The 20,185-nt window shown below is 67.8% G+C and carries 19 protein-coding genes; 2 read left to right on the top strand and 17 right to left on the bottom strand.

The window, feature by feature from the left end:
• Positions 1-3: 3 nt before the first annotated feature.
• The 6 genes from ruvX to EJL01_RS00815 all read right to left on the bottom strand — a co-directional run bounded on the left by ruvX (position 4) and on the right by EJL01_RS00815 (position 5,937).
• Positions 4-459, bottom strand: a complete 456-nt coding sequence (gene ruvX, locus EJL01_RS00840) for a Holliday junction resolvase RuvX (RefSeq protein ID WP_125105837.1) — start codon at positions 457-459, stop codon at positions 4-6.
• Positions 459-3,128, bottom strand: a complete 2,670-nt coding sequence (alaS, locus tag EJL01_RS00835) for an alanine--tRNA ligase (RefSeq protein ID WP_125105836.1) — start codon at positions 3,126-3,128, stop codon at positions 459-461. Before alaS ends, ruvX begins: the two co-directional genes overlap by 1 nt.
• A gap of 15 nt (positions 3,129-3,143) precedes the next feature.
• Complete coding sequence (locus tag EJL01_RS00830; protein WP_125105835.1) at positions 3,144-3,353, bottom strand: Na+ dependent nucleoside transporter N-terminal domain-containing protein; 210 nt, start codon at positions 3,351-3,353, stop codon at positions 3,144-3,146.
• A 40-nt stretch (positions 3,354-3,393) separates the two neighbouring features.
• Entirely contained in the window at positions 3,394-3,765 is a 372-nt protein-coding gene (locus EJL01_RS00825) for a DUF948 domain-containing protein (RefSeq protein ID WP_125105834.1), read from the bottom strand.
• A gap of 95 nt (positions 3,766-3,860) precedes the next feature.
• A complete protein-coding gene (rpsD, locus tag EJL01_RS00820) occupies positions 3,861-4,490 on the bottom strand; it encodes a 30S ribosomal protein S4 (protein WP_125105833.1) in 630 nt (209 codons plus the stop codon).
• 118 nt (positions 4,491-4,608) lie between these two features.
• Positions 4,609-5,937, bottom strand: a complete 1,329-nt coding sequence (locus EJL01_RS00815) for a replication-associated recombination protein A (protein WP_125105832.1) — start codon at positions 5,935-5,937, stop codon at positions 4,609-4,611.
• A gap of 53 nt (positions 5,938-5,990) precedes the next feature.
• On the opposite strand from EJL01_RS00815, the gene EJL01_RS00810 reads away from it, so the two are divergent.
• Both EJL01_RS00810 and EJL01_RS00805 read left to right on the top strand, forming a co-directional pair.
• Complete coding sequence (locus EJL01_RS00810) at positions 5,991-6,758, top strand: peptidylprolyl isomerase (protein ID WP_241209066.1); 768 nt, start codon at positions 5,991-5,993, stop codon at positions 6,756-6,758.
• Between the two features lie 108 nt (positions 6,759-6,866).
• On the top strand, positions 6,867-8,099 hold the full coding sequence (locus tag EJL01_RS00805) for a DUF349 domain-containing protein (protein ID WP_125107336.1): 1,233 nt from the start codon (positions 6,867-6,869) through the stop codon (positions 8,097-8,099).
• A gap of 502 nt (positions 8,100-8,601) precedes the next feature.
• Here EJL01_RS00805 and EJL01_RS00800 read toward each other — a convergent pair.
• The 11 genes from EJL01_RS00800 to pdxS form a co-directional block, all read right to left on the bottom strand.
• Positions 8,602-10,848: a RelA/SpoT family protein gene (locus EJL01_RS00800; RefSeq protein ID WP_125105831.1), complete on the bottom strand. Its 2,247-nt coding sequence runs from the start codon at positions 10,846-10,848 to the stop codon at positions 8,602-8,604.
• A gap of 54 nt (positions 10,849-10,902) precedes the next feature.
• Entirely contained in the window at positions 10,903-11,970 is a 1,068-nt protein-coding gene (secF, locus tag EJL01_RS00795) for a protein translocase subunit SecF (RefSeq protein ID WP_125105830.1), read from the bottom strand.
• Positions 11,970-13,697, bottom strand: coding sequence for a protein translocase subunit SecD (gene secD, locus EJL01_RS00790; protein WP_241209065.1), 1,728 nt, complete (start codon positions 13,695-13,697; stop codon positions 11,970-11,972). The genes secF and secD overlap by 1 nt, the downstream gene beginning before the upstream one ends.
• Before the next feature lie 44 nt (positions 13,698-13,741).
• Complete coding sequence (gene yajC, locus EJL01_RS00785; RefSeq protein WP_164509674.1) at positions 13,742-14,176, bottom strand: preprotein translocase subunit YajC; 435 nt, start codon at positions 14,174-14,176, stop codon at positions 13,742-13,744.
• An 81-nt stretch (positions 14,177-14,257) separates the two neighbouring features.
• On the bottom strand, positions 14,258-15,256 hold the full coding sequence (gene ruvB / locus EJL01_RS00780; protein ID WP_125105828.1) for a Holliday junction branch migration DNA helicase RuvB: 999 nt from the start codon (positions 15,254-15,256) through the stop codon (positions 14,258-14,260).
• On the bottom strand, positions 15,253-15,849 hold the full coding sequence (ruvA, locus tag EJL01_RS00775) for a Holliday junction branch migration protein RuvA (RefSeq protein ID WP_125105827.1): 597 nt from the start codon (positions 15,847-15,849) through the stop codon (positions 15,253-15,255). Before ruvA ends, ruvB begins: the two co-directional genes overlap by 4 nt.
• Positions 15,850-15,853: 4 nt before the next feature.
• Positions 15,854-16,474, bottom strand: a complete 621-nt coding sequence (gene ruvC, locus EJL01_RS00770; protein WP_125105826.1) for a crossover junction endodeoxyribonuclease RuvC — start codon at positions 16,472-16,474, stop codon at positions 15,854-15,856.
• Between the two features lie 16 nt (positions 16,475-16,490).
• Complete coding sequence (locus tag EJL01_RS00765; RefSeq protein ID WP_125105825.1) at positions 16,491-17,252, bottom strand: YebC/PmpR family DNA-binding transcriptional regulator; 762 nt, start codon at positions 17,250-17,252, stop codon at positions 16,491-16,493.
• A 66-nt stretch (positions 17,253-17,318) separates the two neighbouring features.
• Positions 17,319-18,593, bottom strand: coding sequence for a M18 family aminopeptidase (locus tag EJL01_RS00760; protein ID WP_125105824.1), 1,275 nt, complete (start codon positions 18,591-18,593; stop codon positions 17,319-17,321).
• Between the two features lie 20 nt (positions 18,594-18,613).
• On the bottom strand, positions 18,614-19,210 hold the full coding sequence (gene pdxT / locus EJL01_RS00755) for a pyridoxal 5'-phosphate synthase glutaminase subunit PdxT (protein ID WP_125105823.1): 597 nt from the start codon (positions 19,208-19,210) through the stop codon (positions 18,614-18,616).
• Positions 19,207-20,118, bottom strand: coding sequence for a pyridoxal 5'-phosphate synthase lyase subunit PdxS (gene pdxS, locus EJL01_RS00750; RefSeq protein WP_125105822.1), 912 nt, complete (start codon positions 20,116-20,118; stop codon positions 19,207-19,209). The genes pdxT and pdxS overlap by 4 nt, the downstream gene beginning before the upstream one ends.
• Positions 20,119-20,185 lie beyond the last annotated feature (67 nt).

Genomic DNA, 20,185 nt, shown 5'->3' with positions numbered 1-20,185 from the left:
GGATTAGTCGAGTGCGGCGCCCGGCGGCATTCCGCTCGAGCGTTCCCGCTCAAGTGCGTCTTGCAACAGTACTACTGCCGCGGCTTGGTCGATTTGGTCACGCGAGCGCGACGCCTGTTTGCCGCTCGCGCGGAACTGCTTCGCCGCCGACACCGTCGTGAGGCGCTCGTCGAGCAGCCGCACGGGTGCTGTCATCGCGGCCGCGAGCTCGCGCGCAACGCCGATCGCATCCTCAGTCGAGGGCGTCGACTCGCCGCGCAGGTTAAGCGGGTGACCGACGATGACCTCCATCACCGAGTACTCGTCGACGAGTTCGACGAGTCGGCGGATGTGCGTGTCACCCTCGAGGTCGCGCTTCACCGTTTCGACGGGCACGGCGAGCAGCCCATCGGGGTCGCTGCGGGCGACCCCGATGCGGGCTTTGCCGACGTCGACGGCGAAGCGAACGCCGCGGCGCACTAGTTGGCCTGCAGGGCCGCGCGGATCGCGGCGAGCGCGTCCTCGTGCTTTGACGCATCTTGGCCGCCGCCCTGGGCGACATCCGGCTTCCCGCCGCCGCCGCCGCCCAGCGCGCCCGAGGCGACCTTGACGAGGGCGCCAGCGTTCGCGCCGGCGTCGCGCGCGGCTTGGTTCGTGGCGACGACGACCGAAGGCTTCTCGCCAGCTTGACCGACGAGCGCCACGACGACAGCTTCGCTGCCGGCGCGCTCGCGCAGTTCAAGCGCGAGGGTGCGCACGTCGTCGGCGCTGCCCACAGCGCCGATCCACGCGCCGATGAACGTCACATTGCCCACTCGGGTACCGCCTGCGAGGAGTTCGGGGATGCGCGCGCGCAGCTGCTGCGTCTCGAGCTCGGCAATGCGTTTCTGCGCCTGCTTCAGGTCGGCGAGCAGGTCGTTGACGCGGGTAGTCACCTGCTCCCGCGGCACGCGCAGGCCGCTCGAAAGTTCGCGGACGAGCGCGCGCTCGGTCGCGAACTCGGCAAAGGCGTTGCGGCCAACGAGCGCCTCGACGCGGCGGTTCGTCGCGCCCACGCTTGACTCACCGATGAGATTGACGATGCCAACCTGCGCCGACGTGTCGACGTGGGTGCCACCGCAGAGCTCGCGCGACCACGCGCCGCCGATCTCGACCATGCGCACCCGGTCGCCATACTTCTCGCCGAAGAGGGCGCGGGCGCCGAGCTCCTTCGCCTCGTCGAGCGCCATCTCGCGGGTGATGACCTCGTAGTCGCGGCGCACGGCGCCGTTCGCGATCTCCTCGATCTCGCTACGCGTCTCGATCGAGAGCGCGTCGTTCCACGAGAAGTCGAGGCGCATGTAGCCGGCTTTGTTATATGAACCGGTCTGGTGCGCATCCCCGCCGAGTGTGTCGCGCAGGGCGGCGTGGATGAGGTGGGTCGCGGTGTGGGCCTCGGAGGCCTGGCGGCGGTAGACCGCGTCGACGACCGACTCGACGCGCTCGCCGACCCCGATCGTGCCCTGCGTCACGTCAACGGTGTGCGCGATGAGGCCCGGCACGGGCTTCTGCACGTCGAGCACGCGCGAAGTGAACCCGCCCGAGGGCGAGCGCAGCCAGCCTTGGTCGGCGTCCTGGCCACCGGCCTCGGCGTAGAGCGTCGTTTCTCCGAGGATGAGCTCGGCCGTCTGGCCGGCCGCGGCCTCCTGGACGCTCACGCCGTCGACGATAATGCCGAGCACTTCGGACTCGGTCTCGAGCTGGTCGTAGCCAACAAACGCGGTCTCGCCGAGCGCGCGGAAGTCGCTGTAGACGCTGAGGTCAGCAAGCGCCGAACGGCGCGCCCGAGCATCCGCCTTCGCGCGCTCGACCTGCGCGCGCATCAGCTCGTCGAACTTGTCGCGGTTCACGCGCAGGCCCGACTCCTCGGCCATCTCGAGCGTGAGATCGATGGGGAATCCGAAGGTGTCGTGCAGCTTGAACGCGGTTTCTCCGTCGAGCACCGACGAACCCGCCTGGCTCGCTTTGGCCACGGCCTCGTCGAAGATCGTGTTGCCCTGCGCGAGGGTGCGCAGGAACGTGACCTCTTCGCCATAGGCGATGCGGCTGATGCGGTCGAAATCGGCCTCGACCTCGGGGTAGGCGTCGCGCATGGCTTGCATCGACACCGGAAACAGCTCGGGGAAGGTCGCCGTCTCAACGCCAAGGAGGCGCATGTTGCGCACGACGCGGCGCAGCAGGCGGCGCAGGATGTACCCGCGGCCCTCGTTGCTCGGCTGGACGCCGTCGCTGATGAGCATGAGCGACGAGCGCACGTGGTCGGCGACGACGCGCAGGCGCACGTCGTCCTCGTGGTTCGCGCCGTAGCTTCGGCCGGCCATCTCGCTCGCGCGGTCGAGCACGGGGCGCACCTGGTCGGTCTCGTACATGTTGTCGACGCCCTGCAGCAGGAACGCGATGCGCTCGATGCCGATGCCGGTGTCTATGTTGCGCTGCGGCAGCTCGCCGAGCAGCTCGAACGTGCCGTCACCGTTGTCGGCGCCTCGCTCGTACTGCATGAACACGAGGTTCCAGATCTCGACATAGCGGTCGTCATCGGTCGCGGGTCCGCCGTCGACGCCGTAGGCAGGGCCGCGGTCGAAGAAGATCTCCGAGTCGGGACCGGCGGGGCCGCCGGGCTTACCAGCAGACCAGTAGTTCGTGTCCTCGCCGAGGCGCTGGATGCGTTCGGCCGGGATCTCGGAAAGCTCGAGCCAGGCGTCGTACGCCTCGTCATCGCCCTTGTACACGGTGACCCAGAGGTCTTCGTGGTTGAAACCAAAGCCGCCCTCGGACTGGGGCTTGGTGAGGAGCGTGTAGGCGAACTCGATCGCCTCGCGCTTGAAGTAGTCGCCGAATGAGAAGTTGCCACCCATCTGGAAGAAAGTGCCGTGGCGCGGCGTCTTGCCGACTTCCTCGATGTCGTTCGTGCGGATGCACTTCTGCACGCTCGTCGCACGCGGGTACGGCGCTGGCACCATGCCGGTCATGTATGGAATGAACGGCACCATGCCCGCGATCGTGAACATGACCGTGGGGTCGTCGCTGACGAGCGAGGCGGAGGGGACGACGGTGTGGCCGCGCTCCTCAAAGTAGGAGAGGAAGCGGCGCTTGATTTCGGCGGTGAGCATGGCTGTGCGGGACTCTTACTTTTCGTTAGCTTCGATGGCGGCGTAGATGGCTTCGGTGCGGGCCTCGTAGCCCTGCTTGACCGCCTCGGTGAAGTCGACGGTGAACTCGTTCACCGCGGCGAACGCGGCGCGGCCTCGGGGCGTCGAGTTCATGAAGTGGGCAAGGGCGAAGCCAGCGGCGACGCCTCCGACGACGAGTGCGACGGAACGAACGACGTTACGCATAGTGCGATGAGCTCCTTGGAGGGACGACGGAGGAAAGTGACTACTTCTTGCGCGAGCCGCGCTGCGGCTTCAACGCGCGGAACCCGGCCGCCGCCGCGGCGGAGAAGCCCGCCAGCTTGATGAGGGGGCCACCGACCGTGGCGGCGGTAAGCGCGACAAGCGAGTTCACATTACTGGTGGTCTCGTGCACCTGTTCGGTGATCGCGTCGACCTTCGCGAGCTGGCGGTTCGTCTCACGCATGGTCTCTTGCGTCTCAATCAGCGTCGGCGTGATGCTGTCGACCGAGTCGCCGACACCGCGGCGAACTTCGTCGAGCACTCGACCGAGCTTGATGATCGGCACCGCAAGCAGCACGACGAGTAGCAGGAACGCGCCCGCAGCGATAAGCCCGGCGATGTCACCACCTGACATAGCGAAATTCTCCTGAACCTGAAATGACGAGAGCGGATCGCCGGTGGGCGATCCGCTCTCTATGCTAGCGGGCGGTTGAGGACCGCTCGGGACGCTTAGCGGCCCGAGTAGTACTCAACGACGAGCTGGACCTCACAGGTGATGGGCACCTCTTCGCGCTTCGGGCGACGCACGAGCTTCGCCTGGAGCTTGTCGAGCTGCACCTCGAGGTAACCCGGCACGGCCGGGAGCACCTCGGCGTGGCCACCAGCAGCGGCAACCTGGAAGATCTCGAGGTCCTCCGAGCGCGACTTGACGCCGATGGTCTGGCCCGGCTGCACGCGGAACGAGGGGCGGTCGACGATCTTGCCGTCGACGAGGATGTGGCGGTGCACGACGAGCTGACGCGCCTGCGCGGTGGTGCGGGCGAAGCCGGCACGCACGACGAGGGCGTCGAGGCGCTGCTCGAGCAGCTCGACGAGGTTCTCACCGGTCAGGCCGGCGCTGCGGCGAGCCTCCGAGAAGACGATCTGAAGCTGCTTCTCGCGCAGGCCATACTGGGCGCGCAGACGCTGCTTCTCGCGCAGGCGGACAGCGTAGTCACTGTCGGTCTTGCGGCGGGTGCGGCCGTGCTCACCGGGAGCGTAGGGACGCTTCTCCATGAGACGGGCGGCCTTGGGGGTAAGTGCAACGCCGAGGGCGCGCGACAGACGCACCTTCGAACGGGTACGCGACTTCTTCGACACGAAGTCTTCCTTTCTGATGTTCGCATGACACGCGTGAGCGTGCAGACAAATAGTGCTCTCCGCCTCTCCCTGTGGACGAGGCGTCAAATGAACCGAACTAGCTTACCACGGCACGCGCTTAGCCCGCGTCCCCGCGGGTGATGCGGCGCAGTTTGTCGAGCCGCTGCGTGATTTCCCGCTCCCAGCCGTGCTCGGTCGGTGAATAGTAGACGCGATCCCGCAGCGTGTCGGGCAGGTATTGCTGTTCGACGACGCCGATTGGGTCATCGTGCGGATACGCGTAGCCCTTACCGTGGCCGAGCCGCTTCGCGCCCGGGTAGTGGGCATCGCGCAGGTGCATCGGCACGCGCCCCGCGTTGCCTGCCTTCACGTCGGCGATCGCGGCGCCGATGCCGGTGTACGAGGCGTTCGACTTCGGCGCGGTCGCGAGATAGACGGTCGCGTTCGCGAGCGGAATCTGCCCCTCTGGCATACCGATGAGCGCGACGGTGCTCGCCACCGACTCCGCGATCACCATGGCCTGCGGGTCGGCCATGCCGATGTCCTCCGAGGCCGAGATCATGAGGCGCCGCGCGATAAAGCGGGGGTCCTCCCCCGCGACGATCATGCGCGCGAGGTAGTGCAGCGCCGCATCCGGGTCAGAGCCCCGAATCGACTTGATGAACGCCGAGATGACGTCGTAGTGTTCGTCGCCCTGCCGGTCGTAGCGCAGCAGTGCCTGGTCGCTCGCGCTCTCGACGTCTTCGGCGGTGATGGTCGGATGCTCGGCGGCCTGCGCGCCGGCGGCCGCGGCTTCCAGCGTGGTCAGCGCGCGGCGCGCATCCCCGCTCGCCATGCGCACGATCGCGGCGCGAGCATCCTCATCGAGGCCGACGGCGCCGTCGAGGCCGCGCTTGTCGCTCACGGCGCGATCAAGCAGCCCGGCCAGATCGGCATCGTCGAGCGAGCGCAGCGTGAGCAGCAGCGAGCGGGAGAGCAGCGGCGAGATCACCGAGAACGACGGGTTTTCGGTCGTCGCGGCCACGAGCGTGACCCAGCCCTGCTCGACCCCTGGCAGCAGCGCATCCTGCTGTGCCTTAGTAAAGCGGTGGATCTCATCGAGGAAGAGCACAGTGCCTTCGTCGTAGAAGTCGCGCTGACGCAGGGCCTCGTCCATGACGGCCCGAACGTCCTTCACCCCCGCCGAGATCGCGGAGAGCTGCACGAACCGCCGCCCGCCGCTGTTGGCCAGCGCCTGCGCGATCGTCGTCTTGCCGGTGCCGGGCGGTCCCCAAAGAATCACCGAGGTGCCAGCGTTGTCCGCCACCTCGGCGCTCGCGAGCCGCCGCAGCGGCGACCCCGGCCGCAGCAGGTGCTCTTGCCCCACTACCTCATCGAGATCCCGCGGCCGCATGCGCGCAGCAAGCGGCGCGACACCGTCGCTTCCAAGCGTCACCTGACCAGTCATCGTCACTAATGTTAGTAAGCTGCATGGGTCGAATGCCCAGCCGAAGGAGAACCGTGGCAGAGAACGCGAAGGAATTGCGGCGCCGTCAGCGCGAGCACGAGGCACGAATTGTCGTGCATGACGTGCAGACTGACCGTCGCCGCACCGACAACCGCAAGGGCATCATCGCCCTGGTCGTCGCCGCCCTCGTCGCCGTCGGTGGGCAGGTTGCGTTCACCACCACCGGCGGATTCGCCGCCTCGCCGGCCGCTGAGACGACCGCGCCGGTCGAGACCGCGGCGCCGGATGCGGCGGTGCCCGACGCGTCGATCGCCGAGGACCGCGAGTGGACCGGCACGATCGACTTCAACGACGGCGCCTTCGAGCTCGGCATCACCCTCGACGGCGTCAACGCGCCGCAGGCGACCGCGAACCTCATCGACCTCGCGCAGAAGGACTTCTACGACGAGACCTCCTGCCACCGCCTCACCACCGAGGGCCTCTACGTGCTCCAGTGCGGCGACCCGAGCGGCGACGGCACCGGCGGCCCCGGCTACCAGTTCGGTCCGCTCGAGAACATCCCCGAGGACGGCGTCTACCCCGCCGGCACCATCGCGATGGCCCGCGGCCAGGCCGAGGACTCAATGGGCTCGCAGTTCTTCATCGTCTACGAAGACACCGAGCTGCCCGCCCCCGGCTACTCGGTGATCGGCCAGGTCACGAGCGGCCTCGACGAGCTGCAGGCGCAGATCGTCGACGAGGGTGTTGACCCCTCGAGCGGCCCGACCACGGACGGCACGCCCGTCGCGCCCGCCGTCATCACCGACATCACCGTCGAATAGCCAACAACGCGGGGTCAGGCCCGCCCACCGCCATGCAATAGCATTGCCGTACCGCCAAGACTCTGTTGAGTCTCCATTCCATCGATGACGATCAAGGAATTCCCCAACATGACTGGACTGCCCGAGCACCCATTTGGCCGAGTAGAAGCCGACGGGACGGTTTTCGTAACCGAGGACGGACAGGAACGCCAGGTGGGTCAGTACCCCGACGGCACCCCGCAAGAAGCACTCGACTACTTCGTGCGCAAGTTCGACGACCTCGCCGCACAGGTGTCGCTGCTCGAGCAGCGCTCGAAGGCCGGCGCCAACCCGAATGACATCGCCCGCTCGGTGAAGGCACTGCGCGGCCAGCTCGACGGCGCGAGCGCCGTCGGCGACTTCGCCGCCCTGCGCACCCGCCTTGACGCCCTCGGCGGCGAGGTTGCCGAGCTCGGCGAGAAGCAGCAGGAAGAGCACCGCGAAGCAGTGAGCGAGGCGATGACCTACCGCGAGTCGATCGTCGTCGAGGCCGAGACGCTCGCCGCGCAAGACCCGAGCTCGATTCAGTGGAAGCAGACCTCGGCGAAGGTCGAGGAATTGTTCGCGAAGTGGCAAGACCACCAGAAGACCGGCCCGCGCCTGCCGAAGGCCGACGCGAACGCCCTCTGGAAGCGCTTCCGCGTGGCACGCACGACCCTCGACACCGAGCGTCGCAAGTTCTTCGCCCACCTCGACAGTGAGCACCGCGCCGCGCGCGACGCGAAGCAGGACATCATCGCGCGCGCCGAGGCGCTCGCGCCGAAGGGTGCCGACGGCGTGCAGGAGTACCGCCGACTGCTCGACGAGTGGAAGACCGTCGGCCGGGCCGGCCGCAAGCACGACGACGCGCTCTGGGCGAAGTTCAAGGCCGCCGGCGACGTGCTCTACCAGGCGAAGGCCGAGGTGGATGCGCAGGACGACGCCGAGTACCAGGAGAACCTGACGCTCAAGCTCGCGATCCTCGACGACGCGAAGCCGATTCTCGACATCACCGACCGCCGTCAGGCGCGCGAGCGCCTCAACCACGTGCAGGACCGCTGGGATGCGGTTGGCCGCGTGCCGCGCGACCGCTTCCGCGACGTCGAGGAGCAGTTGCGCCGCATCGAGGCGCACGTGCGCAAGCTCGACGACGACCACTGGGCGAACTCGAACCCCGAGAAGCAGGCACGCCAGTCGGGCATGACCTCGCAGCTCCACGACGCGATCGCGAAGCTCGAGGCCGACGTGGCCGCCGCGAAGGAGTCGGGCAACCCGAAGCGCCTCAAGGATGCAGAGGAGGCGCTCGCCGCCCGCCAGGCGTGGCTGCGCGCCATCGAGGGCTAAGCTCCTCGCTCAACTCGACCGTGCCGGGCTGTGGACAACGCAGCCCGGCACCATCGTTTTCCGGCAGGATGCCGGCATGGAAACCATCTCCCCCGCCGAACTCGACGAGTTCACCCCGACCGAGCTGCAGCACATGTGGCGCGCGGGCGAAATCTCGCGCCACGGCATCCCGGGCTTCGAGTTCTATCTGCCGCTCGACGAGCCGCCGACGCTGCGCGACCGCGCCCGCAGTCTCTGGTCGGTACGTCTCGAGGGCCGCGTCGTGAGTGGCGCCGCCGCACGCTGGGTCTATCTCGGCGGTTCGGCGCCGGGCGTGGTCGAAATCACGCGGCGCAGTTGGCGCGCGACCCTCGACCTGCCCGGTGTCGCGCCCCGCTACGGCACCTACGCGCCGCGCGAGGTGCGCCGCCTCGCAGGGCTGACGATCACCAGCCCGGCGCGCACGATCCTCGACGCCCTCGAGGCCGGCGAGTTCGCCGCCGCGCTCGAGCTGATCGCCGGGCTACCCGTTGTGCACGCGATAGACGTCGTAGATGCCGTCGATGTGGCGCACGGCCCCGAGCAGTCGGTCGAGATGCGTCGTGTCACCCATCTGGAACGAGAACTTCGAGATCGCCAGCCGGTCGCGTGACGTGTGCACCGTCGCCGAAAGGATGTTCACGTGGTGCTCCGAGAGCACGCGGCTGATGTCGCTGAGCAGGCCGCCCCGGTCGAGCGCCTCGACTTGGATGTTCACGAGGAACACGGCCTTCGAGCTCGCCGCCCACTCGACGTCGATCATGCGTTCGGGCTGCAGCTCGAGCGAGGTGACGTTGCGGCAGTCGGTGCGGTGCACCGACACGCCCTGGCCGCGCGTGATGAAGCCGACAATCTCGTCCCCCGGCACTGGCGTGCAACACTTCGCGACCTTGACGAGGATGTCGGGTGAGCCCCGCACGAGCACTCCGGAGTCGCTCACGGCCGGCTGGCTGATCGGGCTGCCCGTGATGTGGCGGTCGCCGAGCTCTTCGTCGACTTCCTGATCGGCGCTGAGTTCGTTCTGGATCTTCTCGATGACCGACTTTGCCGACACGTGGCCCTCGCCGACGGCGGCGTAGAGCCCCGAGACGTCAACGTACCGCAGGGTCGAGGCGACGGTCTCGAAGGCCTCCTGCACGATGTCGCGGGTCATCGGCATGTTGACCTTGCGCATCTCCTTGGCGACCTGCTCCTTGCCGAGCTCGATCGCCTCGTCACGGCGCTCCTTCGAGAACCACTGGCGAATCTTATTGCGGGCCCGCGGCGACGCGACGAACCCAAGCCAGTCCTGCTTGGGCCCCGCATCCGGGTTCTTCGAAGTGAAGATTTCGACAGTGTCGCCGTTCTGCAGCTTCGTCTCGAGCGGCACGAGTCGGCCATTAACTTTCGCGCCCATCGTGCGGTGCCCGACATCGGTGTGAATCGCGTATGCGAAGTCGACCGGCGTCGCCGACTGCGGCAGGCCGATGACCTTGCCCTGCGGCGTGAATACGTAGACCTCCTTCGCCCCGATCTCGAAGCGGAGTGAGTCGAGGAACTCGTCGGAGTCGCTCGTCTCTTGCTGCCAATCGTTGATGCGCTCGAGCCAGGCCATCTCGCTCGTCACACCCGAGCCTCGCGCCGACTGGCCGTTCTGCATGTTCTGCTTGTAGAGCCAGTGAGCGGCAACACCGAATTCGGCGCGCTGGTGCATCTCGTGGGTGCGAATCTGGATCTCGACGGCCTTGCCGTCGGGCCCGATCACGATCGTGTGGAGCGACTGGTAGAGGTTGAACTTGGGCGTCGCGATGTAGTCCTTAAACCGGCCAGGCATCGGGGTCCAGCGGGCGTGGATCGCGCCGAGCACGGCGTAGCAGTCGCGCACCGTGTCGACGATGATGCGGATCGCCACGAGGTCATAGATCTCGTCAAAGTCGCGGCCGCGCACCACCATCTTCTGGTAAATCGAGTAGAGCTCCTTCGGGCGCCCGTTCACCTGGCCACGTACCCGCATATCGCGCAAGTCGCCGCGGACCTCTTTCATCACTCGGTCGAGGTAGCGCTGTCGTTGCGGCTGGCGATCCTTCACGAGGTGTTCGATCTCGGAGTAGATCTTGGGGTGCAGCACCGCGAACGAGAGTTCCTCGAGCTCGTTCTTCATCGCCTGAATACCCATGCGATGGGCGAGGGGCGCGTAGATCTCGAGGGTCTCGGTGGCCTTCTTCTGTGCCTTCTCGGGAGGCATGAAGCCCCACGTGCGGGCATTGTGGAGCCGGTCGGCGAGCTTGATGACGAGCACGCGAATGTCTTTCGACATCGCGACGATCATCTTGCGGACCGTCTCCGCCTGCGCAGCGTCGCCATAGGTGACTTTGTCGAGCTTCGTGACGCCGTCGACGAGCATCGCGATCTCGTCACCGAACTCCTCGCGGAGCTGATCGAGCGAGTAGTCGGTGTCCTCCACCGTGTCGTGGAGGAGGGCAGCGGCGATCGTGACGGGGCCGATGCCGAGCCCCGCGAGGATCTCGGCGACGGCGATGGGGTGGGTGATGTAGGGCTCGCCGCTGCGGCGGAACTGCCCCTCGTGAAAGCGAACGGCGACCTCATAGGCACGTTGCACGAGGCCGATATCGGCTCGCGAGTCGTGGCCCCGCAGGACGCGCACGAGCCGCTCAATCGCGGGCGCTGACGCCGACTTCGTAAAGATCCGCGGCACGAGCCGACGCATCGACAGCGAACTCGCTTCGCTCATCCCGCCCGCCTTTCCTCACCACCCCGCCACCGCGAGGTACCTAGAAGTGCGAGTTTATACCTGAGCGCCGTCGTTCTCGCGCTCGGGGCGGGCCGGTTCGCCGTCGGCGTCGTCGTCCTCATGCTCGGGCTCCGCGTCGGGCTCGATGCCCGCGTCGCGTCGGCGGCGAATCTCGGCGTCGGTCTCGCGGATCTTGGGCTCACGCGCACGCAGGGCCGAGTAAAGCGGGCCCGCCAGGAAGATCGTCGAGAGCGCGCCGACGAGGATGCCGATGAACAGCGCGAGCGAAATGTCGCGAAGCGTACCGGCGCCCATGACAAACGCACCGATGAAGAGAATCGCCATGACGGGCAGGAGCGCGACGACCGAGGTGTTGATCGAGCGCACGAGGGTCTGGTTGATCGCGAGGTTCACCGACTCGGCGAAGGTGCGGGCGCTGCCCGGACCGTAGTTCGCCGTGTTCTCGCGCACCTTGTCGAACACCACGACCGTGTCATAGAGCGAGTAGCCGAGGATCGTGAGGAAGCCGATGACCGCCGCCGGCGTGATCTCAACGCCCGTGAGCGCGTACACACCTGCCGTCACGATGAGGTCGTGGAACAGCGCGAGGATCGCGGCCACGGCCATCTTCCAGGTGCGGAAGTAGAACGACATGAGCGCCGCAGCCAGCAGGAGGAACACGATGATGCCGATGACCATTTGACGCGTGATGTCGGCGCCCCACGACGGGCCAATCGTCGACACCGCGACGTTCTCGACCGTCGTGCCATACGACTCCGCGAGGTCGGCGCGGAGCGCGTTGTTCTGCTCCTGCGTCAGGGTGTCGGTCTGTACGCGAATCGAGCCGTCGCCGAGCTGCTGCACGCGCGCGGGCGTTTCGCTGTATGCGGCGACGTCGTCGGTCGCGAGCGTCTGGTCCTGGCTCGTCGGCGCGCTCACCTGGAACTCCGAACCGCCGGTGAACTCGATGCCGAAGTTGAAGCCACCCCGCAGGAACGGCGATGCCACCGAAAGGCAGATCAACAGGATCGCGACGACGAACCACGTGTTGCGTCGGCGGATGAAGCCGATCGAGGTCTCGCCGGTGTAGAGCTCGTTACCCCACTGCGTGAAGCGCTTCATTACTTCTCCCCCTTCGCGGCGGCCTCGGCTGCCTTACGTTCCGCCAGTGACTGGCGGCGCTCGGCCTCCTTCGCGGACGCCTGGGCCTTCGTCTTCTTGACCGTCGACGCGCGGCGGAACTCTCCCCGGCCGCGGTACGCGGCGCCGAGCGCGCGCGGGTCGAGGCCCGAGGCCGGATGCCCGCCGCCGAAGAACTTCGTGGTGGCCAGCAGGCGCATGAGCGGGTGGGTGAACATCGTCACGACGAAGAGGTCGATGAGCGTCGTGATGCCGAGCGTGATCGCGAAGCCGCGCACGTTGCCGACCGCGACGAAGAACAGGACGATCGCGACGAGCAGGTTCACCGCATCCGAGGCGAGGATCGTCCGGATCGCGCGCGCCCAGCCGCGCTCGACGGCCGACGGTAGCGAGCGGCCCTCGCGCAGCTCATCCTTGATGCGCTCGAAGTAGACGATGAACGAGTCGGCCGTGATGCCGATCGCCACGATGAGGCCCGCGACGCCGGCGAGCGACAGGCGGTAGCCCTCCTGATTCGACATGAGCGTGACGACGAGGTACGAGACGACCGCGAGGAACACGAGCGACGCCATGGTCACGAGGCCGAGCAGGCGGTACTGCAGCAGCGAGTAGAGCAGCACGAGCAGGAGGCCGATCGCGCCCGCGATGAGGCCGGCCTGCAGCTGCCAGGTGCCGAGGGTCGCCGAGATGGTCTGCGTCGACTGCGTCTGGAAGCTGAACGGCAGCGCGCCGAACTTCAGCTGGTCGGCGAGGTCCTTCGCCGACTGCTCGGTGAAGTTGCCGGTGATCTGCGCCTTACCGTCGGTGATGATCTCGTTGGCGGTCGGGGCGACGATGACGTTGCCGTCGAGGGTCACGGCGAAGCGCGAGCGGGTGGTGTCGGCCATGCCCGTGGTCGGGTCTGGCGTCGCGCCAATCGCGACGAGGCGCTCGGTCACCGCACGGAACTCGGCGGTACCGGTGGCGTCGAACTGCAGGTTGACGCCCCACTGGCCGGTCGCGACGCCCTGCTGGTTCGTCACCATGCTCGAGGTGGCGTCGCTGATGTGCTCGCCCGAGATCTCGACGGGGCCAAGCACGAATTTCTCGGTGCCGCTCTCGTCGCAGGCGATCATCGGCTCTTCGGGGTCGGCGACCTCGGGGTCGTTCATGACGTCGGCGCAGTCGAACGCGAGGAAGTCGGCGAAGAGCTGGTCGGTCAGCTGGGCGACATCGGAGCCATCGGTCGGCTCGATGGTCGGGGTCGCGTTGAAGCTCTCCATGCCGAAGTCTTCGGGCTTGACGACCTGCACGTTCGAGGCCGAATCCGTGTACAGCACGGGGCGGAATTCGAGCTTGGCACTCGACTCGATGCGATTCTGGGTCTCGGCATCGAGCTCGCCGGGAACCGACACGACGATATTCGTGCCGCCCTGGGTCGTCACCTCGGCCTCGGAGATGCCCGAGGCATCCACGCGCTGTCGGATGATCGACGCTGCCTGCGCCATCTGGTCGCCCGAGGGCGCGGCGGCACCCTCCTGGAGCTGCGCCGCGAGCACCACCTGGGTGCCACCTTCAAGGTCGAGGGCGAGCTTCGGGGTCCACTGTCCATTCTGGAACGCGACAGAGGCCCAGTTCAGGCCGCCGAGCACGATGAGAATGATGCCGAACCAGAGCAGGGTGGATTTGGCTCCCCGCACCGCCTGCGAGGATCGTTTCGAGGTTGCCAAGAATCGTGCCTTTCACGCCGCGGACGCGGCGCTGAATTTCGTGGTTAGAGCTTCGAACGGCCGTCGTCGGCAGCGTCGTCGTCGGTCGACTCCGGGTCGACGTCGTAGCGCGAGTCGGCCTCGAGCGAGGTGTCGGCGTCGGTGGGCGAGACAGTCTCTGCGTCCAGCTGCTCGCTGAAGTCGTCGGCCGACTCCTCACCGGTGAGCGACGAGGCGTCGTCGGGCACGGTCGGCGTCACGACGTTGACGATGGTCGCCGAGTGCACGCGCAGCTGGGTGCCCGGGCCGCTCTCGATGGTGACGACGTTGTTCGCTTCGTCCATGTCGACAATGGTGCCGTAGATGCCGGCCTGGGTCATGACCTCGGTGCCGGGCACGAGCTGCTGACGCATCTCCTGCTGCTGCGCCTGCCGCTTCTTGTTGCTCCGCCACATGAAGACCATCATGACGACGAGCAGCAGCAGGGGAAGGACGAGCATGAGATCCATAAAGTGACTCCAGAAGTGTTCGTGTGGGGTGAGGGATCGCGCAGCGAGCTGAAAGCTCGATAAACGTGACGATTATAGGGCACCTGGCCGTACGCCAAGGTGCTCGTAGGCGGCAGGTGTTGCGATACGGCCGCGCTGGGTGCGCGCAATCAGCCCGGTGCGCACGAGGAACGGCTCGACGACGGCCTCGACGGTGTCGGCCTCCTCGCCCACCGTGACGGCGAGCGTGCGCACGCCGACGGGGCCGCCCTCGAAGCGGCGGATGAGCGTGTCGAGCACCGCGCGGTCGAGCCGATCGAGGCCGAGGCCGTCGACGTCGTAGAGGGCGAGCGCCTCGCCCACGGCGACGTCGTCGATCGGGCGATCGTGGACGAGCGCGTAGTCGCGCACGCGACGCAGCAGCCGGTTCGCGATGCGGGGCGTGCCCCGCGAGCGCGACGCGAGCACGTCGAGGGCCCCGGGCCGAGCATCCAGGTCGAGCAGGCGCGCCGTGCGGGTCAGCACGCGCTCGAGCTCGTTGTCGGCGTAGAACTCGAGGTGCGCCGTGAAGCCGAAGCGATCGCGCAGCGGCGCGGGCAGCAGGCCCGAGCGGGTGGTGGCGCCGACGACGGTAAACGGCGCAAGCTCAAGCGGCACCGACTGCGCTCCCGCACCCTTGCCGACCATGATGTCGATGCGGAAGTCCTCCATCGCGAGGTAGAGCATTTCTTCGGCCGTGCGGGCCATGCGGTGAATCTCGTCGATGAACAGCACCTCGCCCGGCACCATGCTCGAGAGCACGGCCGCGAGGTCGCCCGCGTTCTGCAGCGCGGGCCCCGAGGTGAGTCGCAGCGCCTGCCCTGTCTCTTGGCCCACGATCATCGCGAGGGTCGTCTTGCCGAGTCCGGGCGGACCCGCAAGCAGGATGTGATCTGGCGTGCGGTGCTGCAGCTCCGCGGCCCGCAGCAGCAGGTGCAGCTGCTCGCGCACCTTCTCCTGGCCGATGAATTCATCGAGCAGCCGCGGACGCAGCGTCGACTCAAACTCGAGTTCGCCGTCGTTCCGTTGCGCGTCGAGCGGGCTCTGGGTCATCGCGCACCGCCGAGCTCTCGTAGCGCGGCGCGAAGCAGCATGGGCACGTCGACCCCGGCGGCGCCCTCGCTCGCACGCTCGACGGCCTCCTGCGCCTGTTTCTGTGGCGTGCCGAGTCCGATGAGCGCCTCAACCACGTCGTCGCGGGTCGAACCGGAGACCGTGGCTCCCCCGGTGGTCCCCGAAACGGTGACACCCGAGAGCTTGCCCTTGAGCTGCACCGTGATGAGCTTTGCCGTCTTCGGGCCGACGCCCGAGACCTTCTTGAAGACCGCGAGGTCTTCGTTCTCGACCGCCGTCGCGAGTTCGTCGGGTCGCAGCTGCGCGAGCACGCCCATTGCCGACTTCGGGCCGACGCCCGTGACCGACGTGAGCAACCCGAAAACTTCGCGCTCGCGCGCATCCCGGAAACCGTAGAGCGTCAGCGAGTCCTCACGCACGATGAGCGTGCAGGTCAGCGTGAGCTCGGCGCCGACGCGCAGCTCGAGCGCGTGCGTCGCGGTGACGAGCACATCGAATCCGACGCCACCGACCGTGATGATGGCGCGCGTGGCGCCGACGTAGGACACCGTTCCGGTGAGCTGAGAAATCACTAATTCAGCGTAGGCGTCGGCGACCCGAATTCGCGGAACGCTCGGCGGCGAGCCAAGCTTCCTGCGCCGGCGTGGCGCCACTGACGGGCTTTACCTGCCCGAGCCCGGAGCCGTGGGTGCGCTGCTCTGGGCGCACGCGGGCGAGCGGTGACTGCCACGCGGCGCAGATGGCGAGCGCGAGGGCGTCGGCGGCGTCGGCGGGCTTCGGCGGCGCATCCAGGCGCAGGATGCGCTGCACCATGCGCTGCACCTGGGCCTTGTCGGCGTTGCCGTAGCCCGACACGGCCGCCTTGACTTCGGATGGGGTGTGCAGTTCGGCGTCGATGCCACGGCGGTGCGCCTCGCGGATCACGATGCCGGTCACCTGTGCAACGCCCATGACGGTGTTGAGGTTGCGTTGCTCGGCGAAGACGCGCTCGATCGACACCGCCTCGGGACGATACTCGTCGAGTAGCCGCTCGACCGCGACTCCGATGAGCCCGAGCCGCGGCTGGAGCTCGGCGTCGGTGGGCGTGCGGATGACCTCGACGTGCACGAGGTCGACCCGACGCGCCTGGCCAACGTCGACGATCCCGGCCCCACAACGGGTGAGACCGGGATCGATGCCGAGGATGCGTTGGGCCACGCGGGATCGCTCGCCGCTATTCAGCGTCGAGCTGCTCCTGCACGTCGCTCGGGATCTCCATGTTCGTGTAGACGTTCTGCACGTCGTCGAGGTCCTCGACCGCGTCAATCACGCCGAGCACCTTCTTCGCGGTCTCGAGGTCGACCGGCACGAGCACGTTCGCGACAAATTCCGCCTCGGCCGACTCGTAGTCGATGCCGGCCTCCTGCAGCGCGGTGCGGACGGCGACGAGGTCGGTGGCCTCGGTGCGCAGTTCGAACGCCTCGCCGTGGTCGATGACCTCTTCGAGGCCGGCGTCGAGGCCGGCGAGCAGGATGTCGTCTTCGCTCGGCTCGCCGGAGCGCTTTGCGACCTCGATGACGCCCTTGCGCTCGAAGTTGAACGCGACCGAGCCCGGGTCGGCCATGGTGCCGCCCGACCGCGTCACGGCGAGTCGCGTTTCGGCGGCCGCACGGTTGCGGTTGTCGGTCAGACACTCGATGAGCATTGCGACGCCGCCCTGAGCGTAGGCCTCGTACATGATGCTGTCGTACGAGACGACTTCACCGGTAAGGCCGCCGCCGCGCTTGACGGCACGGTCGATGTTGTCGTTCGGCACCGAGATCTTCTTGGCGCGCTGAATCGCATCGGCGAGCGCGGGGTTGCCGTCGGGGTCGGGGCCGCCAGTACGCGCGGCAACCTCGATCACCTTGATGTACTTAGCGAAGGCCTTCGCGCGCTTGGCGTCGATAACGGCCTTCTTGTGCTTGGTAGTTGCCCACTTGGAGTGACCCGACATTGGTTCCCCCTGAATCGATTGCGCTTGCTGAACGCTTTATTTTAGCGGGCCGAGCCCACCCTCCGCTTACGACTGGCCCAAGAACTCGCGCAGGACACGCTCAAGGCCGAGCACATCCTCGAGCGAGGCGAGCTCGCGTGCCGAGTGCATCGACAGGATCGGGATGCCGACGTCGACGGTGCGGAAGCCGAGCCGGGTGGCCGAGATGGGGCCGATGGTCGACCCCGAGGGAATCGAGTTGCGCGAGACGAATCGCTGCACCGGCACCCCGGCGCGCGTCGACAGTCCGTGCCAGAGGGCCTCGCCCGCCGCGTCCGTCGTGTACCGCTGGTCGGCGTTGATCTTGAGGATCGGCCCACGGCCGGCGTGGGGGCGCACCTCGTCGTCGTGATGGCTCGGGTAGTTCGGGTGCACGGCGTGGCCGACATCACTCGAGATGCTCCAGCTCGCGGCGTTGGCGCGCTTCACGGTCTCGACCTCCGCGCCGAGGCCAGCGCGGATGCGCGCGAGCACGTCCTCGAGGAACGGCCCGGCCGCGCCCGTGCGCGAGGCCGAACCGACCTCTTCGTGGTCGAACGCGGCGAGCATCGGGATTGCGCCCTGGGGGTTCGTCGCCGACATGAGCGCGCGCAGCCCGGCGTGCACGCTGACAAGGTTGTCGAGTCGGCCCGACGCGAGCAGGTTCGACTCGAGGCCGATGCGCGCGGGCGCCTGCGCGTCGACCACAAAGCCGTCGAGCGCGACGACCGCGGCGGGGTCGACCGAGGCCGATGCGGCGAGCGCGTCGACGAGCTGGCCGGCGGTGTCGAGGCCGACGATGGGCCGGGTGTGCTGCTGGCGATCGAGCTTGACGCCGTCGGCGTTGACGCCGCGGTCGAGGTGCACCGCGAGCTGCGGGATGCGCGCGACCCCGTCGGCCGTGTGGGCGAGCACGGTGCTGCCGTCGGCGAGGGCGAGCCGCGCCCCGACGCGTAGGTCGCGGTCGAGCCACGAGTTGAGCAGCGGGCCACCGTAGACCTCAACGCCGACCGTCTGCCAGCCCTCGCGGGCGGATGCGGGGCTCGGCTTGAGCCGGAAGCCGGGCGAGTCGGTGTGCGCACCGACGAGATGCACTGGCGCGGCGGCCGCACGGTGCTCGGGAAGCACCCAGGCGATGACGGCGCCGTCGCGGACGACGACGTAGCCGCCCGCGGCGAGGTGCCACTCGTCGGTTTCCTCGAGCCGGGTGAACCCGGCCAGCGTCAGCTGCCGGGCCACCTCCTCGGCAGCGTGGAACGCGGTGGGTGACGCGCTTACGAGGTCACGAATCTGGGTAAACGTGGTATCGATCGTCGGCGTCACGCGCGGCTCCTCGGGGTCGGTTAGCGGGCCTCCTCGACGAGTTCGAGGAAGTGGCGGTGCCAGCTCGTATCGCCGGTCACCTCGGGATGGAACGAGATGCCAAGCAGATTGCCCTGCCGCACCGCGACGACCCGATCGCCCGTAACGCTAGCAAGTGCCTCGGCTCGCTCGCCGACCTCGACGACGATGGGCGCCCGAATAAAGGCGACCGTCGCGGGCTGCTCCCCCTCGATCGGCGAGACGACCTCGGCTTCGAACGAGTCGAGCTGCGAGCCGAAGGCGTTGCGCTGCACGGTGACGTCGAGGCCGCCAAACGTCTGCTGCCCGGGGGCCGCGTCGGTGATGCGGTCGGCGAGCAGGATCAGACCGGCGCAGGTGCCGAACACGGGCATCCCCTCGGCGATGCGCGCACGAATCGGCTCGGCCACCTCGAAGATGCGCGAAAGCTTGTCAATCGTGCTCGACTCGCCTCCCGGCAACACGAGCGCGTCGACCTCGGTGAGCTCGGCCGGGGTGCGCACGAGCCGCACCCGCACGCCGAGCTGCTCGAGCATCCGGGCGTGCTCGCGCACGTCGCCCTGCAGCGCGAGCACGCCGATGATCGGCGCGGGGCTCACCAGCCGCGCTCGGAAAGGCGGTGCGGCTGGGCGAGGTCGGCGACGTTGATGCCGACCATCGCCTCGCCAAGACCGCGCGAGACCTCGGCGATGACGTCGGCGTTCTCGAACAGGGTCGTCGCCTTGACGATCGCGGCAGCCCGGGCCTCAGGGTTGCCCGATTTGAAGATGCCCGAGCCGACGAACACGCCGTCGGCGCCGAGCTGCATCATCATCGCTGCGTCGGCGGGGGTCGCGACGCCGCCGGCGACGAACATCACGACGGGCAGCTTGCCGGTTGACGCGACCTCCTCGACGAGGGCGTACGGGGCCTGGAGCTCCTTCGCGGCAACGTAGAGCTCGTCCTTCGAGAGCGACGAAAGGGCGCGGATCTCGGAGCTGATCTTGCGGATGTGCTTCATCGCCTCCGAAACGTCGCCGGTGCCGGCCTCGCCCTTCGAGCGAATCATCGCGGCGCCCTCGTTGATGCGGCGCAGGGCCTCGCCGAGGTTGGTCGCGCCACAGACGAAGGGCACGTCAAACTGCCACTTGTCGATGTGGTTGACGTAGTCAGCCGGCGAGAGCACCTCCGACTCGTCGATGTAGTCGACCTTGAGCGACTGGAGCACCTGCGCCTCGACGAAGTGGCCGATGCGGGCCTTGGCCATGACGGGTATCGACACCTCGGCGATGATCGCGTCGATGAGGTCGGGGTCGCTCATGCGGGCGACGCCGCCCTGGGCACGAATGTCGGCGGGAACGCGCTCGAGCGCCATGACCGCGACGGCGCCGGCATCCTCAGCGATGCGGGCCTGCTCGGGTGTGACGACGTCCATGATCACGCCGCCCTTGAGCATCTCGGCGAGACCGCGCTTGACGCGGTCGGTGCTCGGGCTGGCGTTGGTGGGGGGAGTTGCAGAAGTGGTCATGTCCTCCATCCTGCGAGGTCAATTGGCCCATTGGAAGATCCACTATCGCTGGACTTTGTTAGACCAC

The organism is Gulosibacter massiliensis (genome assembly GCF_900626105.1).
GTDB classification, from domain to species: domain Bacteria; phylum Actinomycetota; class Actinomycetes; order Actinomycetales; family Microbacteriaceae; genus Gulosibacter; species Gulosibacter sediminis.
Note: the sequence above shows the minus strand (reverse complement) of the source record. Positions and strands in the feature narration are given on the sequence as shown.

What these genes read in the sequence shown, in the direction of transcription:
- ruvB (WP_125105828.1), bottom strand. Translation starts at nt 15,256, where the DNA reads ATGACCCAGAGCCCGCTCGACGCGCAACGGAACGACGGCGAACTCGAG.
- EJL01_RS00825 (WP_125105834.1), bottom strand. Translation starts at nt 3,765, where the DNA reads ATGTCAGGTGGTGACATCGCCGGGCTTATCGCTGCGGGCGCGTTCCTG.
- EJL01_RS00765 (WP_125105825.1), bottom strand. Translation starts at nt 17,252, where the DNA reads ATGTCGGGTCACTCCAAGTGGGCAACTACCAAGCACAAGAAGGCCGTT.
- pdxS (WP_125105822.1), bottom strand. Translation starts at nt 20,118, where the DNA reads ATGACCACTTCTGCAACTCCCCCCACCAACGCCAGCCCGAGCACCGAC.
- secF (WP_125105830.1), bottom strand. Translation starts at nt 11,970, where the DNA reads ATGAAGCGCTTCACGCAGTGGGGTAACGAGCTCTACACCGGCGAGACC.
- EJL01_RS00800 (WP_125105831.1), bottom strand. Translation starts at nt 10,848, where the DNA reads ATGAGCGAAGCGAGTTCGCTGTCGATGCGTCGGCTCGTGCCGCGGATC.
- alaS (WP_125105836.1), bottom strand. Translation starts at nt 3,128, where the DNA reads ATGCTCACCGCCGAAATCAAGCGCCGCTTCCTCTCCTACTTTGAGGAG.
- EJL01_RS00815 (WP_125105832.1), bottom strand. Translation starts at nt 5,937, where the DNA reads ATGACTGGTCAGGTGACGCTTGGAAGCGACGGTGTCGCGCCGCTTGCT.
- EJL01_RS00805 (WP_125107336.1), top strand. Translation starts at nt 6,867, where the DNA reads ATGACTGGACTGCCCGAGCACCCATTTGGCCGAGTAGAAGCCGACGGG.
- yajC (WP_164509674.1), bottom strand. Translation starts at nt 14,176, where the DNA reads ATGCTCGTCCTTCCCCTGCTGCTGCTCGTCGTCATGATGGTCTTCATG.
- EJL01_RS00830 (WP_125105835.1), bottom strand. Translation starts at nt 3,353, where the DNA reads ATGCGTAACGTCGTTCGTTCCGTCGCACTCGTCGTCGGAGGCGTCGCC.